13 protein-coding genes are annotated in these 19,378 nt (G+C 38.8%); 6 read left to right on the forward strand and 7 right to left on the reverse strand.

The window, feature by feature from the left end; genetic code table 11:
• Positions 1 to 104 precede the first annotated feature (104 nt).
• Complete coding sequence (locus R2S57_RS27130; RefSeq protein WP_316848055.1) at positions 105 to 1,964, reverse strand: tetratricopeptide repeat-containing sensor histidine kinase; 1,860 nt, start codon at positions 1,962 to 1,964, stop codon at positions 105 to 107.
• A gap of 312 nt (positions 1,965 to 2,276) precedes the next feature.
• Here R2S57_RS27130 and R2S57_RS27135 point away from each other — a divergent pair, with 312 nt between their 5' ends.
• On the forward strand, positions 2,277 to 2,459 hold the full coding sequence (locus R2S57_RS27135; RefSeq protein ID WP_316848056.1) for a hypothetical protein: 183 nt from the start codon (positions 2,277 to 2,279) through the stop codon (positions 2,457 to 2,459).
• Positions 2,460 to 2,621: 162 nt separating this feature from the next.
• Here the strand turns inward: R2S57_RS27135 and R2S57_RS27140 are convergent, their stop codons facing one another.
• The 4 genes from R2S57_RS27140 to R2S57_RS27155 all read right to left on the reverse strand — a co-directional run bounded on the left by R2S57_RS27140 (position 2,622) and on the right by R2S57_RS27155 (position 11,051).
• Positions 2,622 to 2,912 carry a SelT/SelW/SelH family protein gene (locus R2S57_RS27140; RefSeq protein ID WP_316848057.1) on the reverse strand — a complete coding sequence of 97 codons (291 nt, stop codon included), beginning with the start codon at positions 2,910 to 2,912 and terminating at the stop codon, positions 2,622 to 2,624.
• Positions 2,913 to 3,324: 412 nt separating this feature from the next.
• A complete protein-coding gene (locus tag R2S57_RS27145; RefSeq protein ID WP_316848058.1) occupies positions 3,325 to 3,804 on the reverse strand; it encodes a hypothetical protein in 480 nt (159 codons plus the stop codon).
• An 859-nt stretch (positions 3,805 to 4,663) separates the two neighbouring features.
• Positions 4,664 to 9,517, reverse strand: coding sequence for a chemotaxis protein CheB (locus R2S57_RS27150; RefSeq protein WP_316848059.1), 4,854 nt, complete (start codon positions 9,515 to 9,517; stop codon positions 4,664 to 4,666).
• Positions 9,518 to 9,521: 4 nt separating this feature from the next.
• Positions 9,522 to 11,051 (reverse strand): GAF domain-containing protein, encoded by a 1,530-nt coding sequence (locus R2S57_RS27155; protein WP_316848060.1) that lies wholly within the window; start codon positions 11,049 to 11,051, stop codon positions 9,522 to 9,524.
• A 329-nt stretch (positions 11,052 to 11,380) separates the two neighbouring features.
• Here R2S57_RS27155 and R2S57_RS27160 point away from each other — a divergent pair, with 329 nt between their 5' ends.
• The gene (locus tag R2S57_RS27160) at positions 11,381 to 11,794 is read left to right on the forward strand and encodes an SRPBCC domain-containing protein (RefSeq protein WP_316848061.1); all 414 of its coding nucleotides are present in this window, start codon (positions 11,381 to 11,383) and stop codon (positions 11,792 to 11,794) included.
• Here R2S57_RS27160 and R2S57_RS27165 read toward each other — a convergent pair.
• Positions 11,769 to 12,884, reverse strand: a complete 1,116-nt coding sequence (locus R2S57_RS27165) for a PepSY-associated TM helix domain-containing protein (protein ID WP_316848062.1) — start codon at positions 12,882 to 12,884, stop codon at positions 11,769 to 11,771. The two genes, R2S57_RS27160 and R2S57_RS27165, sit on opposite strands and share 26 nt — an antisense overlap.
• A gap of 3 nt (positions 12,885 to 12,887) precedes the next feature.
• The gene (locus tag R2S57_RS27170; RefSeq protein ID WP_316848063.1) at positions 12,888 to 15,239 is read right to left on the reverse strand and encodes a TonB-dependent receptor; all 2,352 of its coding nucleotides are present in this window, start codon (positions 15,237 to 15,239) and stop codon (positions 12,888 to 12,890) included.
• Between the two features lie 159 nt (positions 15,240 to 15,398).
• Here R2S57_RS27170 and R2S57_RS27175 point away from each other — a divergent pair, with 159 nt between their 5' ends.
• From R2S57_RS27175 to R2S57_RS27190, 4 genes are all read left to right on the forward strand, one after another.
• Positions 15,399 to 16,187 (forward strand): SDR family oxidoreductase, encoded by a 789-nt coding sequence (locus tag R2S57_RS27175; RefSeq protein ID WP_316848064.1) that lies wholly within the window; start codon positions 15,399 to 15,401, stop codon positions 16,185 to 16,187.
• A gap of 983 nt (positions 16,188 to 17,170) precedes the next feature.
• Positions 17,171 to 17,977, forward strand: coding sequence for a phytanoyl-CoA dioxygenase family protein (locus tag R2S57_RS27180; protein ID WP_316848065.1), 807 nt, complete (start codon positions 17,171 to 17,173; stop codon positions 17,975 to 17,977).
• Positions 17,978 to 18,135: 158 nt separating this feature from the next.
• Positions 18,136 to 18,828 carry a CDP-alcohol phosphatidyltransferase family protein gene (locus R2S57_RS27185; protein ID WP_316848066.1) on the forward strand — a complete coding sequence of 231 codons (693 nt, stop codon included), beginning with the start codon at positions 18,136 to 18,138 and terminating at the stop codon, positions 18,826 to 18,828.
• Positions 18,825 to 19,292, forward strand: coding sequence for a GtrA family protein (locus R2S57_RS27190; RefSeq protein ID WP_316848067.1), 468 nt, complete (start codon positions 18,825 to 18,827; stop codon positions 19,290 to 19,292). Before R2S57_RS27185 ends, R2S57_RS27190 begins: the two co-directional genes overlap by 4 nt.
• Positions 19,293 to 19,378: the final 86 nt, after the last annotated feature.

The raw sequence follows: 19,378 nt of genomic DNA on the forward strand, positions 1-19,378 counted from the left end.
ATTTTAACGATTGAGCTGCATTATTCAAATATATAAATTCTATAGGATTAGTATTATTTATTATTTAAATAATTTGCTGTACGCAATGGAAGATAACTGTATTTTTAACTGCTTAAGAACGGAAGTTCTACAAAAAATATGGTGCCTTTATCTGTTTTTCTTTCAAACCATATTTTCCCACCATGTGCATCTACAATCTGTTTTGATATCGCCAAACCAAGGCCAAAGGTTTCTTCGCCATCAGTACCAGTCCTTTTTACTTCTGTAAATATGTCGAAAATTCTGTTTTCAATATCTGGGGGAATCCCAATACCTTCATCTGAAATTCCTAAACGTACAACTTCGGTAGTTTGTACCATGCTAATCTCTATTGTTGTATGCTTGGGGCTAAATTTAATTGCATTCCCAATCAAATTACTCATCACACGCCAAAGTTTTTCACCACTCGCTAAAAGCATTACGTGTTTTACATGCAGATTAATTATTTGTTTCTTAGCTAATGCACTATTCCGTAATAAGGCCACACAGTATTCGAGGAGTTCGGCCAAATCTATTAGCTCTTTATTAAGTTTTTCTATTTTAAATTGTATGTGCAACAGGTCGTTAACCAATATAAGCGAATTTTTACTCGAGTCTTTAATAAGCTTAAGCATTTCCAGATCTGTAGACGAACGATTATCTTCATCAATCATCAAATTACTTAATAAATGTATGCCGGCAATAGGACTCCGAAGATCATGAGCAACAATTTTAAGCATTTGGGTATTCTCGGTCTGACTTTGCTCTAAAGCGAGCAAGGTTCCCGTCAACTTATCGTTCTGACTGGTTATCTGTTCGTTTAACCTTTTATTTTTTCTTAAATTTTTCTTAACCACAATTAATATAGCCAGTGCGAGCACACAAACAATTGTAATAACGATGATCAAAACAACCTGATATTTAGATTGTATAGTTAATGTAGCTACTTTTTGTTCTTTAAGTGCATAATCCATGTAGTCAATACTGGATGAATTATTGAGCTTAATCTCCCGTTCTTCCAATTCGATTAGCTTGCGCCCGTATGATACGGCCTTGATATTGTCTCCACGTGAACGATAAAACTCGAACATGGTTTTAGCAATTACCTTGCTGTAAGATAAAAAACCACTTTCATTGGAAACTTTAAGCGCCTCTTGATATTTTGCTACAGCAAGGGCAGAATCTTTTTTTGCCAAAATATCTCCTATATAGGCCAGCTGATCCATAGCCGTGTGAAATAACTTCTTTTGTATGCCAATATCAATAACATGCAGATATAGCTGGAGTCCCTCTTTCTCTTTCCCTTGCGATAACAGATCACTTGCAGTAACTGATTGCAACGTTAATAATTGCCGTTCGTCATTATATTTCCGACTAATTTTTTCAACTTTATTAATCCCATCCTTTGTCGCTTTCTTATCGAATTTTTGCGGAAATGCGAACAAGTAGTTCAAAATAACACGCCCCATAATCGAATCATTACTGAGTTTGTTACCCATTTTGGCAGCCCCATCGAACCATTTAACAGATTGCTTAAAATTGCCAATGGCATGATATGTAATTCCAAGGTTCATCATGGTTTGTACAATGTTAACCGAATCTCCGATAGAAATATAATTGGTATGGGCTAAGCTATAATAATACAAGGCAAGTTGGTTGCATCCCTTTAAACTAAAAAAAACACCAAGGTTGTTTAATGCATCAGCTTTGCCCTGTTCATAATTGTGTCTCAAGGAAATTTCTCTTGCCTGTTTCGCGAGGTAAAAGGTGCTGTCGACATTGCTTTCGTACATCAACATAGCAAGTCGGTTCAAGTCATCGACATATTTTAAGCTATCTGATACCGTTTTTAACGAAGCCCTTAGTTTCTCCAATTCAGGCAATTGCGCAAAGCCAAATAAATTTATAGAAAAGAGGAGGTAAACTGATAACAATATCTTTCTCATATCTAACTAATACGATTTTTCTGTTTTTATTGGAAAAACTCAATAAATTAAAGCGCTCAAAATGAGCATGAAAATACTTAAAACCAAGAGATATTTTGTTAATCTAAATAAGAAAAATTAAAAATGAGTGAGCAAAATATTCAAAAGTTTTAAAAAAAATTGATTTCACTTATGTTAATATTTTACGGCCGAATTCAATAACTCCATTAAAGAGTGAAGATGCCTTATTTATTACTACACATAATCGTGAAATGCAAATCTTGAGACGATAATCCTATCAAAAAAGTACCATGAGTCGCTACATTTACCTTTATGACACGTATTGATACCTTAACTCCCATCAAACAATTGGAGCAATTAAAGATTGGCGATGTTATTTCTGACACGTCTGGCACTTCGGGCGCCATTAAAACCATTGAGGTTTTAAAACACAAAACTTCTCTAACTTATTATTTCAGAATAAAATCGGGCAAACTTATTTTAGCCATCCGGTAATTCTGCCGAAACATTTTCAACCAATAACATCTGAATGAACTTAAAACGTTAATTAACAACTCCTTGATCGGCCGCCTCAAATGTGTATAAAATAGGTAGACTTTATATACAACAATTTCGATATTCTGCTCTCTTGGTCATGAGGTAACTGGAGTATACTTGCTATACTGATGATTTAACATCCGAATGCCCCAGGTTCATTGATGGGTTTACTTCATCCCGGATGAGTTGTTTCAATTCTTTAATTTCAGGGAAACGCTGCATTTGTTTTCTGTCGAAGATTAGCTTTTCGCCAACCAATACCGTAAAAACGCCCGATGTTTCGCTGGGCATTAAGGCCACTCCTTTTATTTCATCAACAAAAGTGCTTAGAATTTCCTGTGCCATATAGGCCGAACGCAACATCCAACCGCATTTAGGGCAATAGGTGATACTGATAAGTGCTTTTTCCATTGGGTATTTTTTACAAGGGTACAAAAAATGATGGATTTTTTAATGATGGGAAATGTAAGATGGATGATGGAATTAAAAAGTCCGAATTATGGTCATATGCTTTCATATCCAGTACATCCTTTTTCTATATCCCGATATATTCATTCATATCCAGCACATGCTTTTTCTATTTCCAGATATATTCTTTCATATCCAGCATATGCTTTTTCTATATCCCGATATATTCTTTCATATCCAGTACATGCTTTTTCTACATCCCAATATATTCTTTCATATCCAGCATATGCTTATTCTATATCCCGCTATATTCTTTCATATCCAGTACATGCTTTTTCTATCTCCCGATATATTCTTTCATATCCTCAATATCTTTTATCTATCTCCCGATATATGCTTTTCCCAGGATGAAGTATTATTCTGATGTCGCAGTTTGCTTTTTACGACCTGGGAAGCGTTTTTTCAAATCGTCGTATATCACTTGTGTGCCGGGGATATTAGACCGGCTAGCCCCTTTTATCGAATGGTAAATACTTAAAGCAGCCTGATAAGCTTCGCTACCGGCCACTAAACCCGTATCTTCCATGGCCCTTAACATCGTACTCAACTGCTGGAAAATACCATAAATTTTAGCGGCAAGATTACTATCGTTTATCGCTTCTTCTAAATCGACATAATTAGGCACCAAATTTGGGTTTTGCTTAGCATAAGTTAATGTTTTAATTACAAAAGCCAGGGATTTTTCACCCATTATAAGCGTTTCCCTACGTTCTTGGGCAGTTAAATTGATGATGAGTAATGGCGCTAAAACTGTTTTGAATTCTTCGAATATTGCATCAATGGCGGCTGATTGTTCCACCGTAATTTTAGCCGAAATCTTGTTGTCTAAACTCATAGTAAATGGTTTATATAAATATTAAGGTTAATTGATAATTCCTCTAAAAAACATGCTCCAACAGATTGCTATGCAAAAAATGGGTAAGTCTTATTTTTTTATTAACGTGGGATAAATTAACCGTCATAACCATGGGATAGCTGATGAGACAGTTTTTAATATAAGAGATACTATGGTTTAAATATAGGAAAATGGGGGAAAAGAACCAGATATTTTATTCGATATTAAGTTTAGTTTTTTCACTCACTCGCGTGGAGCGTGTGCTCAATATCGTTAAGTTAAGAACTTTTAACCACAGATAAAAAGGATGCACACAGATATAAAGATCCGTGTGTATGCCCGCCTGAACAGTCGGGCAGATGTGTCCATCTGTGGTTGAATTATATTTGCCTGTGAATAATAGACCTAAATTAATACCATTGCGGGTGCGCTAGGGGGACATAACAACATTTTACTGCACACGCGTGGCGAGGGCGCTATAGGTAAAAACACTAAATTATTATCTGCGCTTTTCCCGGTCAGGCCTAAAGATGATGTAGAAAACAAATATACCTGCCAATAAAAAAACAATACCTAAAATTAAATTCGCTCTATCATCCATCTTTAAACAACACAGTGCTGGCGAAATGGTTGAGATTAATATACAACCTGAAAGGGTGAAGTATAACAAGATTGAACAAAATGAACCAAACAAGTTCGTCCCTAAAAACGTTGTCGAAACAGAAAAGGGTACCCATATCCATGTTTACCCCTTTCCAAAAATCCTGTGTTAGAGGAATTATAATGACAGAGATGAAGCAGTTTTGTTTGCTTTATCTAGATCATCATACAACATCAGTCTGATAAACAGATACTTATTTTAATGAACATCCTTTAACGGAATCTTAAACCAGAATACCGAACCTTCGCCTTCTTTACTGTTCACACCAATTTCGCCACCGTGGCGTTCCACAATTTCAGCTGATATATATAAACCCAGGCCAAGCCCCGAAAAGCTATATGAAGAAGCTTCCACACGGAAAAAACGATCAAATACAAACTGTGATTTATCTTTAGGAATACCTATTCCATAATCCTGTACTGAAACCAACAGGTAATTACCTTCAGTTTTGGCCTGTACTACAATTTTATCTGCATCGGGCGAATATTTGATTGCATTGGACATAAAATTGCTCAAAACCTGTTCAATACGGTTACGGTCGGCATGTACCACAACTTCCCTAATATCCTGTACAATACGATGTCCATGCAGGCTTTCCTGTAAACCATCAATGGCATCTTCAATTACGCCGGCAATATTGAACTCAGAGAAATTGAAAGTCATTTTACCAGCCTGTATTTTGGTTACATCCAATAAATCTTCCACAAGGGCTGTCAATTTTCCAATCTGACGGTTCGCCTTATCTACAAACTCATAAATCTTATCGAATTTTTGCTGCTCTGCCATCCTCAGTGCAAACTGTAAAAACCCTTTAATGCTGGTAATCGGTGTTTTTAACTCGTGGCTGGCGATACTCATAAACTCATCCTTACGGTGCATAAGCTCTTTTGTAGCCTGTTGTGCCTTCATTAAATCGGTTACTTCGAAGCCAAAGAAGGCAAGGCCATCAATTAAGCCCTGATCAGAAAAAACAGGATTAATGATAATATCGAACCACTTTTCAATCGAATTTCCCGTAGCCCGGTTCACCTGATCTATTCTATAAGCGTTTGCTACGTACGTTTCGCCAGTTTGCAACACTTTTTCTTCTATTTCCAACAGTTCGGGCGATTCGAACTTAGAACCATTCCCGATCCGCGAGCGCCCGATATAATCCGTTCCGCCATCAAAACTTTTAAAGGCCTCGTTAACAAATTCGTATTTTAAGCCTTTGCCTCTTCTGATGGTGATGAGTGCAGGGGCGTTTTTGAAAATACTGTAAAACTCATCCTGTTGTTTCTTGATCAGTTTTTGAAGTTCGCTCCGCCTTTTCTCGGTATGTTTCTGCTTACTGATGTCGATTACATAGGTTACCGCCCCATTCGGAACTTCCTCATCTAACAATGCCGAACCCACCAAAACATCTACAGGGATACCAGCTTTACTGAGGTACTGTTTTTCGAATGGCGGACAAAAACCTTCTTCCTTTAATAATTTTGCCGATATTTTACTGATCGGCATAAAAGCTTCTGGTGTAATGTGCATCCAATCGATATTACCATTTTCGAAATCGGCCCTGGTATAACCCAAAAGATTCAAAAAGATATCATTTGCATCTTCAATCCGTCCGGTTTCAGTATCACTGAACAAGATTCCGATAACATTCGATTCGAAAATCTTCCTGAATTTGCGTTCAGTTGAATTTAACTTTACTTCAGCGTCTACCAGTTTCGATACATCTACAATAGAGCCCACCATGCGGTAAGGCGTTTGCAGATTATCGAGAAGAATACTTCCGCGATCGAGCAATGTGGCAAAAGTACCATCTGCCTTTTCGAAACGGTATTGAGCAGTCCACTGGGTTTCGTTATGGTTAATGGCATCGTATACACTGGCTTTTACACGCTCACGGTCGTCCTGATGGATTTTATCAAACCAGAATGAAATATTTTCGGTCTGCGCATCTTTCTGATAACCGAACATTGAGGTAAAATTATCGCTCCGCCACATGGTATTGTGCGCCAGGTTCCAGTCCCAGATCGTATCGTTGGTGGCATGCGAAACCAGATTGAAACGCTCCTCACTCTCTGAAAGCTTCATGGTACGCTCTTTCACTTTCAATTCCAGGTCGGCATTGAGCTGACGCAAATTCTCTCTTGTACCTAAAAGCTCGTTATAATTCTTTTTCAGCTTGTGTTCAGCCAATTTTTGCTGACTGATATCAGTTAATGTGGCTACAAAACCATCAGACATTTTCACCGCAATGAGCTGGCACCATTGCTCTTTAGAAAACTGAAGTTCGATTTCGAGCACCTTTCCATTTTCTACAACACCAACATATTTATTAAACAGATTATTTACAGCAAGCTCGGGAATCATTTTCAACAACCTAGCCCCCAAAAGTTCTGATTTGGTTTTCTTTAAAATACTTAAAGCCGAATCGTTGTAGGTGCTGCACTCAAAATCTACAATAAAATGTTTAGCATCTCTAAGCGCTTTAAAGGCCAATATTCCATTCAGGCTCGCATTAAAAACACCGCTAATGATATTGTTTAACTCTGTAATTTTAGAGATATCTACAAAAGAAATCACTACACCATCTGCCCGCCTGTCTTTCCTCAAATAAGGCATCACACGCATCAGGCATCGCGTATTATTTTTCAGTTGTACTTCCTTTTCGATCACATGCCCATTCAGCAATACCTTTCTGATATCGCTGGTCAGGTTTTCGGCTTTGATGTTGTTCGAAATATGTTCTATCGACCGGCCTATATCTGCCTCGATAAGATTGACCATACTGATGGCCGCCGGATTAAATTTGCGGATAAACATGCCGGCATCCAGAAAAATCTGACCAATGTCGGTACTCCTAAAATAATTGTCCAAATCATCATTAAGCTCGATCAGTTCCTTGATCTTTAACTGGTGTTCGGTATTTAGGGTATGGAGTTCTTCGTTTAATGATTGGAGCTCCTCATTGCTCGATTGCAGTTCTTCGTTGGCCGAAAGTAATTCCTCGTTGCTCGATTGGAGTTCCTCATTGGTGGTTTCCATCTCTTCTACAGCCATCTGCAGGTTCGAGCGGGTTTCGTTCAGTTCGGCTTCCAGTTCGAATACATATTCAGACTGGGTAGCATCATGAAAACCAGGCAGTACAAATTCATCTTTATCGGCAAGTATTTCTAAAACATGCTCCACAAAAACCACCATGGTGAAACCATTGCTATGTTCAGGAGATGCTGGCAAAATAGAAATATCAACAAAAATATCTTCTTTATTTTGCTTAAAGCGGATCTTCTTTAACTCAATTTTTTTATTTTCCTTCCAGGCTTTTCGTAAGCCGGTATTGAGCACGATTGATACTTCACGCGGCACCATTTTCAAAATATTGAGTTCAATGCTTTGTTCAGGAAGGGATAAATATTGACGGTAATCGCCAACGGCATCCTGCATGATGTACGCCTTGTCGATAAATATGGCCACGTAACCCAGATCTGATGAAAGGAAACTGGCCAAACGTTTTTCTAAAGGGCTTTGTATTGATTCGTTTGCATTTCCTTTTTTCCGGTCTTGCCCGAGTGCGGTTTTAGTGCCCGTATTATAGGTATTGTATGTTGAATAATTGATTTTTCCGGTTTTCTTATAAATTTTTGATTTACTCGAAATCTCAGTTAAGCCCGCCTTCATGGAAGAAGCGGTTTCGCTCGATCCGAGAAACAGATAGCCATTTGGCAAAAGGGAAAAGTGGAATATCGAAAGGATCTTTTCCTGAAGTATGCCGTTAACATAAATGAGCATATTCCTACAGGTAACCAGATCGTTTTTGATAAACGGCGGCGATTTAATGACATCATGTTTGGCAAATACCACTTGCTTTCGGAGACTTGCCACCACACTGATGTATTTACCATCCTGCAGAAAATATTTTTTAAACAGTTTCGCCGGGATTTCCTTCTTAACCGAAAGGGGGTATTGATTTAGTGAAGCAATTTCGATACTCTTTTCATCAATGTCGGAAGCAAATATTTTAATCTCAATCTTTTTACCTGATCGGTCTACACAATCGTTTACAAGTGCAGCAATAGAGTAAGCTTCCTGTCCGGTGCTACAGGCACAGACCCAGATTTTTATCACATCGCCATTTTCTTTCCTGTCGACGATATCTTGAATGGCATACTCATAAAGCTGTTCGAAAGCCTGGTCATCCCTAAAAAACTTGGTTACTCCAATCAGGAAATCCTGCGCTAAGATCTTCACCTCATCGGCATTATTCCGCAAAAACTCCACATAGCGGTCGAGCTTTTTAATGCCCCTTTCGTTCATTCTGCGGCCAATGCGCCTGATAATGGTTGGGGTTTTATACAGGTTAAAATCGTTACCGCTGCTGTCGTGTACCAGTTTAAAAATCTCGTCTAGCAGTTCTTCATTCACCTTACCATTTTCGAGCACTTTAACGGGTTCTTCGTTTACATAGCTAAAAAGCTCTTCCTGCATCCTCGAAGGAATCATGATATGATCAGCATTGCCCGATGCTATGGCCGAATTGGGCATACCATCAAATTTGGCAGAAGATGGATCCTGAACAATAACCATCCCACCATTTTCTTTAATGCTTTGTATCCCTTTGGTGCCGTCGGTACCTGTTCCTGAAAGGATAATGGTAATGGCTTTTTCTTTTTTATCCTTTGCCAGGGTGTGCAAAAAATGATCGATTGCGGTATTGGGTGCTTTAATCTGCGATTTATCAGCAAGCTTGAGCCTCCCCTTAACCAGGGTCATCAGTTTATTGTTAGGAATGATATACACACAATCTTGCTGAATGGCCATATCGTTCGCCGCTTCGAAAACCTTCATATGGGTGTGTTTCCCCACAAGCTCCACCAACAAACTTTTATAATCGGAAGAGAGGTGCTGGATCACCACAAAAGAGAAACTCGAGTTTGCCGGCATGTGGTCGAAGAATTCGTGAATAGCTTCCAGGCCACCGGCAGATGCACCAATGGCAACAATATATTTGTCGTAACGCCTATTCAATGCCGATTCTTGTTTTTCCTTTTCCTGCTTTTTTTCCATTAAGCTAATTGTAAAGTTGCTTTGTTCTAAATTCAAATATAAAATTCCTTAAGGATTCGGCTATTTCCAATTCATTATTGCTCCAGGGCAACGATTGCCCATAAACGGTTTGTAGCCAAAGTTTAAACGAATTTCGTGGGTGATAGTTTGTACCATCTTTATCAACATTGATTACCTGTTCGGGATCTCCGCCCCATTTGATCTGTTGTATTACTTCAGGCCTGAAACAGATCACATAATCACCATTCCGTCCATCAATAGGGATCACTAATATCCCACTTCCAACTTTCTCATATGCCTTAGCTTCTTCATATACATTGCCCAAATAATCATTGCCATATATCTTTTCAATTCCTTTTCCCTCAAGCCAGAGCATCAGATTATATACTTCACTTTTATCTGGTATATCGCCGCGCGATTCTGTCCGGTTGCCGATCTTTACGACTACTCCACCTGCATTAAACAAAGAAAGGATGTTTAGGTTTTCATCATCTAACAAACCTTCAATAATATCATCTTTGGCATAAATCAGATCTGTGATTGTGGTTCTCTTTTCGAGTCTAAAAGCCGATTGCTGATAATCTTCCTGATTTAGTATGGCCGTGATGCGATTCGAAATTTCGACCGAAAGCCATTCAAAAATATAACGCATATCTACATTGGGATGGTTTGGCCCGATGTGGTGACAAGAAATAAGGCCCCAGAGTTTTCCTTCGCGCAAAACCCTGATCGACATGGATGCACTTACATTCATATTCTGCATATATTCCAGATGTACCGAAGCCACGCCACGTAAATTACAGTCAGACAGATCGATAAATGCATTGGTTAAAGGATTGATGACCGGATACAATCTGATGGGTTTATAATCGCGGTTAGAAATCAGCCTGAAAGGATTTTTAAGGTAAAGTGCCCTGGCTTGTTTGGGCACATCAGAAGCTGGAAAAGTTTGCCCCAGGTAACTTTCCAACGCACCTGAAATTTCCTCGGCGATTACTGTCCCATTCCATTCCGCATCAAACGTATACATTCTCACCCCGTCAAAGCCCGAAACTTTACGCAGTTGTTTAATGGCAACATTGCAAACTTCTTCGAGCGTAGAAGCATGCTCCATGGCCGAAATAAACTGCCTTACTTCCTGAAAAACATCCGCAAAACTTTTCTGATCAGCCTTTGACGCCGCTTCTATTTCAAGTAGGGTATAGTCTTTTTTAATGTGGACCAAACCATCAAAATGCGATTGTTTGCTATCATTCTTTAGCGTCAGATTGATCGGAATCCTGTCTTTGGCATCCCCTTTAATCAGTTTAGCAATTTGATCCACACCCTCTTGACTAAACCATAGCGATAAATGTTTATTTACCATTTGCGCCGGAGCTTCATTGGTAACTGCACTGAAGTTTTCACTAATTTGTATCACATTCAATGTATGGTTATCCAATATGAGGAGATATCCATAGTCCTGAATGGAATTGATATGGTGAATAGGCAAGTTCCCGCAGAACTCTGCATCATAGTTTCTTTTTTCTGACATTTCCGACTATCGTGTTATGGTAAGCTTTTACTGCGAAAAGCACAAGAATCCGTTTTTCAACAATAATACTGCCAACAATTGGCATTCGGGAATCATTTATGCATCAAACAATCTCTTCTGGATTCATGGCAACTAAAATATAGATTATGGGCTTTATGGGAAGAAAAACAATGAAAATAATACCAGTTATACAACACATAGGAATACCATTTTTTTCTTAGGAAGGAATACAGATAAACCGTTTGCGCTCAAATAACCCTTTATTTGTCTCCAATGGCCACCTAAAAATAGGTTAACAAGCACTAATTTTAACTCATAATCTATCAAACATGAATGAAAATGCTTTAACAGCCACTGTTACCATCAACAAACCAATTGAACTGGTTTGGAAAGTGTGGAATGAACCTGAACACATTGCCATATGGAATGCGCCAGCGGATGAATGGATCAACAAAAAAATTGAGAACAAGCTCGTAGAAGGAGGTGGTTTTTTATATGAAATGGTAAAAAAAGATGGCAGCGAAAATTTCAATTTCCAGGGAACTTACACCGAAATTATTGAACATAAACGCCTTGCCTACACGCTTGATGATCACAGAAAAAGCCTGATCACCTTTACAGGAAACAATCCCGTTACGCTTACCGAAGTTTTCGAACCTGTTGCAGGTCTGGATTTAGCCATGCAACAGAAATTCTGCCAAACGGGACTGAACCAACTTAAAGATTATGCTGAGCAGCTATAGCTACTTTCTTTTTTGGTTTCTTCCTTTTCTTTAACCAGATGATAAAACCGGTTACGGGTAAACTTGCTGCAATTAAGGCGGCTAAAAAAGAAAGTATTTTATTGGGTAGTCCTAAAAGTCTACCCGTATGCAGATCGTAATTGGTGGCTTCGATCAGATCGGCGCCATTAAAATCTTTGTACAATTTGGCCCTGATCATTGATCCTGTAGCTTCTTCGTAGAAAAAAGTGTTTTGGTTGCGTGCCCAACGGTAAGGGTAAATCATTCTTAACCTTAATTCACCTTTACCCCGCAGCGAAAAACTGGTAGAAATGGCACCAGGATATTTGGTTTTGGCTTCGGTATAAATTTTATTATAACGCACCGGCAGCGAATCGATCTGTAAAGGTTTAGTTGCTACAATAGCTTTCCCCGGCCCCAGTTTGGTGCCGGTAAAAAAGCTTGCTGCATTTTTCACTCCTTTAAAGGCAAAATATAAACCACTCAAAGCGGTAAGCAATAATACCACCGAGGCATAAAAACCCAATACATTATGCAGGTCGTAATTGAGCCTTTTAAAGGATGCTTTTCTTTTAATGGTTAAGGATTGTTTTAACAATCGCATCTGGCCGGGAAACCAGAGTACTAATCCCGTAATGAGCATCAGCACAAAAATAACCACCGACCAGTTCATGATAAACTCTCCGGTTTTACCAAGCAATAACGAAGTATGGAGGTGCTCTACAATTTCGAGCCAATCTTCACTGCCCTTTTTCACTAAAGTGGCATTGTAAGGGTTAAAATAGTAAACCTTGCCTTTTTTACTGGTTATTTCGACTGTTGCGTTTGGCAAAGCATCCTCGATCCGGATCAACCTCAACTGATCTTTTGGCGAAAGTTTTTCGAAGCCCAGGATCACTTGATCCAAACCTACAAAGGGCTTCTGTTGAAGCCCTACGTAACGGAAATCTTTTTGGGTATAATCTCTGATCTCTTCTTCAAAGATGTAAAGCGCCCCAGAAATACTGATGATGATAACCACCAGGCCAGTGGCCAGGCCAAGCCAGAGGTGAATATTCCTGATGGCATTTTTGAATTTCTTATTTTTCATTGCTTAAAAAGCATAACCAGCTGAAAGGTTAAACCTGCGGCCATTTCCCCGCACATAATTTACATTGCTACCATAAAATTGAGAGATGGCAGGATAATATACCTTATTCAATAGGTTTTCTACACCTAAAGATAATTTTAAAGGCTGGATGATCTGATAAACTGCAGCAACGTTAAACAAGTTAAAGGCTTTTACAGGTCCTTCGCCTATTAAATATTTACCTGTAGCACTGGCTTTAAAACGGTCGCGGTTGCCTACACGCATCCAGTTTACATCTAAACTCAGGTTTTTAATGCCCGAATATTTAAAGTACACTGTAGTTTTAGATGGTGGGATACGTGTGGTATTCAGGTACACATCTTTATCGCCATTAAAATTGCCATCATCATCTACATCACCTTTTCCTTCTACCTGAGCATAGTTACCACCAACACTCAAATCGCGTAAAATCTGGTAATCTGCCTGGATTTCGAATCCATAAACACGCTCAGGGATACGCTGAGAAATGTAGGTACCGTTAACTTCTAAAAGATTGGCACCCAGTTTAGAGGTGCTATAATAATATGCCGCACTGAAATTCAATTTACCAATGGCACTGCTAAAACCTGCTTCGTAGTTGTTTACGATAATCGGTTTGGTTTCCAATTGAGATAAAGTATTACTTTTTGCTGCCCTTAACACCCTGCCCAGCTCAAATACCGAAAACGACTGTGCATAACTGATAAAAGGATTAAAGAACTTGAATTTAGAATAACGCGCTCCGGCATTAAACACCAAAGCATTATAGTTTAGTTTCCCACCTTGTACGGCTATACTTCCGGCACCATTTGCACCGGTAGCCAAAGTATTAAAATCATCTACATCGATATTAATATTCTCTACCCTTAACCCTCCTTTAATGGTTAAATCGTTAAGTAGAGTTGCAGAAGCCTGAAAATAAGGTGCAAAATTGACCATATTCATATTCGGCACCCATAAACGGCCATCCGTTAAACTTTGAGCCGTTTTATCGTTCATTAAATCCAAACCATAATTTAACTGCATGGGCACCTGCGCGGTAAGGTTAAATGGGGTATTCAGGTTTACCCTTGCTCCCTTTTTGGTTGAAGTAATGGCCGATTGACCGCTTCCGAAAAATGATGCAGAATTGGAATAAATGGTATAAAAATCCTGATAATATACATTCGCCGTTAAATCGGTTTTACCAAAAATCTGCTGGTTGGTGTATTGTAAATTGGCATTATGGTTAAATCTCGTACCCTCATCTTCACCCAGTCTCGTTCCGTAAATCCCAATTGCCGGCGATTGACCATAAACACCGTCTTTGGTTATATATTTAGAATGTTGTCTCGAACTGAAATAATTATACATCACCTGTAAATGCTGTTTTGGCGTAATATTATAACCTAGTTTTACAAAACCATTGTAAGATTTGGTTTCACCTAAACCATATTCTGGCGAAAGTACCAAACCATCCGCATCGCGGAAAACACCGGTTTTTTCGAACATACCACTTACCAGGTAATCAAATTTGCCTTCCTTACCATAAAGTTGTTGCGAAAAACGGTAACCGATCGTACTGTCGCCCTTTAGGTTTCCGGTAATACCTGCCTGGGTATAACCTCCAAATGATTTGCCCTGATCAGCTTTTTTGGTGATGTAATTGATTAAACCACCTTCAGCACCATTGCCATAAATGGCCGTTGCCCCCTTGATTACCTCAACACGCTCAATAACCGAAGGATCGATACTGCGGATATCCCTTCCTCCTGCCCTTAAAGGTGTAGATTGTGGAATACCATCAATTAATACCAAAACGTTGCGGCCCCGTAAAGTCTGACCAGAGTTACCGGTTTGGTTGGTAGAAAAACCCAAACCTGGTACACTGTAAGAAAGTATGTTGGCTAAATTCGGGCTGATGGTAGATTGAGTATTTAATTCTTTTGCTGTAAGTACCGTTACCGAAGATGGTGTTTGCGATAAAGACTCAGGGCGCCTGCTTGCTGAAACAATCACATCGTTTAATGCTGAGTGCTGCTCTCTTAATATAAAAGTAACCTCTGCCGTAGCATTTGCAGTGACCAACACCGTTTGCTCGAATTGATCGAAACCTGTAATCGAAACCCTAAGCTGCTGGTTTCCTACCGGAACAACAGCGAATTTAAAAGCACCGGTTTTATCTGATGAGGATTTAAGGTTCTGTTTTTTAATCTGGATATTGGCAAAAGGTATAGCATTTCCTAACGAATCGACAAGCTTTCCGCTAATTGTACCTTGCTCCGTTTGGGCAAAAAGGGTAATTGACAATAAGGTGAAGAGAGACGTAGTTAAAAATCGGATGTATAAGTGCTTCATTAAATTGGAAATTTCGGCAAAGCTAGCATTATTTAGACTTGTTAAAAATAATAAGTTAAAAAAGATGCCAATTGATGTTCTCTACATCCATTTTAAAATAAATAAGGCATAAGATTTATTTTATTTGATATTTGCGTGTACACCCTATTGATTAAAAAGATGTCGGAAACAAAAATTAAGTATGCCATGGTAACCGGTGCCAGCAAAGGTATCGGCAAATCGATGGCCATTGCTTTGGCCAAAAGAAAAATCAACTTGTTGCTTATTGCCCGCTCGGTTGATGAACTGAGTGCTTTACAATCCGATATTAAAAATCAATATAGTGTTGAGGTAGAAGTTTTATCGATTGATCTTAGCCAACCTCAGGCACCAAAAGATGTTTTGAACTGGGTGCTGACAAATGATTATGAAATTTCTATTCTGATTAACAATGCTGGTTATGGGTTGTGGGGCAAATTCGGCGAGCTTGATTTAACTGCTCAATTAGAGATGTGCCAATTGAATATGGTTACGGTTACTTCGCTTTGCCATTTATTGCTGCCAATCCTTTCAAAGGAAAAGCAGGCATATATACTCAATGTTTGTAGTACTGCCGCCTATCAGGCGGTACCAACGCTGGCCATTTATTCGGCCACCAAAGCTTTTGTACTGTCGTTTACCAGAGCCTTGCGGTTCGAGCTTAAAGATGGTCCGGTTTCGGTGAGCTGTTTGAGCCCTGGCCCCGTTGATACCGGTTTTGCACACCGTGCAGGTTTGGATGCCTTTAATAAAATCGCCGAAAAATTTAATATGAGACCCGATGAGGTAGCAGAAACTGCACTAAAGGGAATGTTCGCCAAAAAATCGGAAATCATTCCAGGTTTCACCAATATCATTAGCGTGTATGCCAACAGGATCTTACCAAAGGGATTCATCGAAAAAATGGCCGCAGGAATTTATAAGACTTAATTCTCTGGGCGGTCAGATGTTACCTTCTGACTGATTATGTATGTCTTTTTGATTTTATCTTTTTTATGTATTACGTGTCAGATGGTAACATCTGACATCACGAGAACATCTTACACCACGGATACTTTATTATCTACTACCAGATTGTGCAGTCAGATGTTACCATCTGACTGATTATGTATGTCCGTTAATGATTTTATCTTTTTTATGTATACGTGTCAGATGGTAACATCTGACACCACGAGAACATCTTACACCACGGATACTTTATTATCTACTACCAGATTGTGCAGTTAGATGTTACTTTCTAATAGATTATGTATGTCCTTTAATGATTTTATCTTTTTTATGTATACGTGTCAGATGGTAACATCTGACACCACGAGAGCATCTGACACCACGGATACTTTTATCTACTACCAGATTGTGCAGTTAGATGTTACTTTCTAATAGATTATGTATGTCCTTTAATAATTTATCTTTTTTATGTATAGTGTCAGATGGTAACATCTGACACCACGAGAACACCTGACACCACGGATACTTTTATCTACTACCAGATTGTACAGTAAGATGTTACCATCTGACTGATTATGTATGTCCTTTAATGATTTTATCTTTTTTATGTATACGTGTCAGATGGTAACATCTGACACCACGAGAGCATCCGACACCATGAGAGCAACCGACTGATAAACAGAATTACAACAAAATGGCTCCAGCAGCCTTTATTTGTACTCCTATATCATAACCAAACCCCTTCCTAAAAAATTATTTTAAAATATTTCGAATAAAATTCTTTGATGTATTAAAATTATGTTACGTTTGTATTAAATACTACTAATTCTATAGACTATGTCGGATAAAACAATTAAGTTTTATTTTCCTTCAGTACCGAACCACTCGCGAATGCGAATGTGCTGTTGCTGCGCATAATTCTATTTCCAATTTATTCTTTTCCTAAATCTTTTAATTTTTTACACATGGCCACATCGTATCCAACCTTTACCTTATCTGAACAATTAACATCAGAACAGCTTGATTTTTTTAACACACATGGGTTTATCCATTTCAAAAATTTCATTAAACCAGAAACAGTTTCTGCTATTATCGACGCCTCTAAACAGGTAGAACAAAAGTGGATAGAACAAGATATTAAAAAAATAAATGGCGTGCCGATTAAATACGGAAAAGATCTTGATGGCTCAGCAATTGTACAACGTTTTGCTTTTATTAATCAACAACATCAAACCTTAAGCGGTTTACTTTTAGACCCACGTTTTAACGCGTTACTGCAATTGGCAGGCGATGGTGCACGGTTGGGCACCGAAGAAAAAGATGGCATGGTGTTTAACCATTACATTAACGGCCCAGAAAGTAAATTCAGCAAAATGGGCTGGCATACCGATGGTTTGAGGGATATTTTTTATGGTGCCAAACTAAATCCAATGCTCAATGTAGGGATTCACCTGAGTACTTTAAAACCAGAAAATGGCGGCTTAAAAATTATCCCAGGCACCCACAAACAGAGCATTTACCAAATGCTTTTCCGCAAGAAATACTTTTTGGATAACAAACCGGATGCAGAAGAAGTATCGATATTACCAGAGGCCGGAGATTTAACCATCCATGATGGCAGGTTATGGCACAGGGTTGCAGAATCGGCTATACGCGGTGAGGAAAGCAGAAGGCGTGTTATTTACGTACCTATCATCGCCGGAAAATATGCCCCAAAAAATGAGAATAGTCCAACAGTATTTTACCAGCGTTTTGCCGGAATTGTAAAATAAATTTATGTTATTTGCCCTATTGTTTACTTACCTGGTCAGATCGGGGAAGCTAAAGCGAATGACTGCGTTTTCTAAAGGTATCCCGAAGAAGATCAGTCTAAAATTTTACCGACCGGAAACAGCCATTCTCTTTGGCGTAATTATGGTTGGCACTTAAATTGGAGGCTATTATTAAACTAAACGAAGACCATTCAGATGGCAAAAGGGTATTTGCAGACCGGGAACGGACAAATATTTTACGCAAGGGTGAGCAAAACCTGATTCTTTTTTTGTTGAAAAGGGTTCCTAAATGGATTACGCCTAACATCATGACCGGTATAGGCATGTTTGGATCGCTGATTGTATTTTTAAGCTTTATTTTAGGCAGTTTTTATGCCAGACATTATTTGCTGATCGGAATTTTAGGATTTTTCATTAACTGGCTTGGCGATTCGCTTGATGGCCGCCTGGCTTATTATCGTAAAACTCCCCGCAAGTGGTATGGTTTTGCGCTCGATATTGTGATGGATTGGCTCAGCATTATCCTGATTGGTTTGGGTTATTATTATTACGCCAGCGTGGGCACACAGATTTTCGCTTTTTTATTCGTGGTATTGTACGGCTGGTCGATGATTATTTCTCAGCTGCGCTATAAAATTACGGGCTTTTACCAGATTGATGCTGGTTATCTAGGTCCAACTGAATTACGGGTGATTATTTCGCTTGTACTGATTGCTGAAACCCTATTAATAGGCAGCATTACTTATTTTGCCATCGCAATGGTAGCGCTGTTATTGGTCATCAATATTATCGATACGTTTAAACTTTTAAAAGCAGGCGATGCCAAAGACAGGGAGGAGAAGGCATCATGACCTGGGCATCTGTTAAACTCTTCCTTAAAGCGCAGGTATCGGCTTTTTCTGGCGGCGTTACCGACTATGGTTTAATGATTTTGTTAACGGAATGGCTGCATATCCATTTTACCATTTCGATTTTGATTTCCGGAACGCTGGGTGGCATTGTTAATTTTTGCATCAACCGTTTTTGGGCATTTAAAACGGATGATGGTTATCATAGCTCAACAAGCGGTCAGTTAGTCCGTTTTTTCACCGTGGTTTTGGGCAGTATCTCGTTAAAATCTGGTGGAACTTACTTGTTGCATCAAGGCTTAAATGTAGATTATAAAATCGGCAGGCTTTTAATCGACAGTGTAGTTTCTTATGGATTTAACTATCCCTTAATGAAATACTGGGTATTTAAGATCAATAAACTAAGTGATGCTGAAACTGATGAAGAAGATTACTTTGAAAGACTTGGCGAAGAACAAAGAGCTTAATGTTTCGCTTCTACCCTATTTACAACAGATGGGTTTATCCCATCAAACGTTTGCGCTTTGTTTGTTAAAGTAAAGCTATTCTGAGG

Source organism: Pedobacter psychrodurus, assembly GCF_032678585.1.
Lineage (GTDB): Bacteria > Bacteroidota > Bacteroidia > Sphingobacteriales > Sphingobacteriaceae > Pedobacter > Pedobacter psychrodurus_A.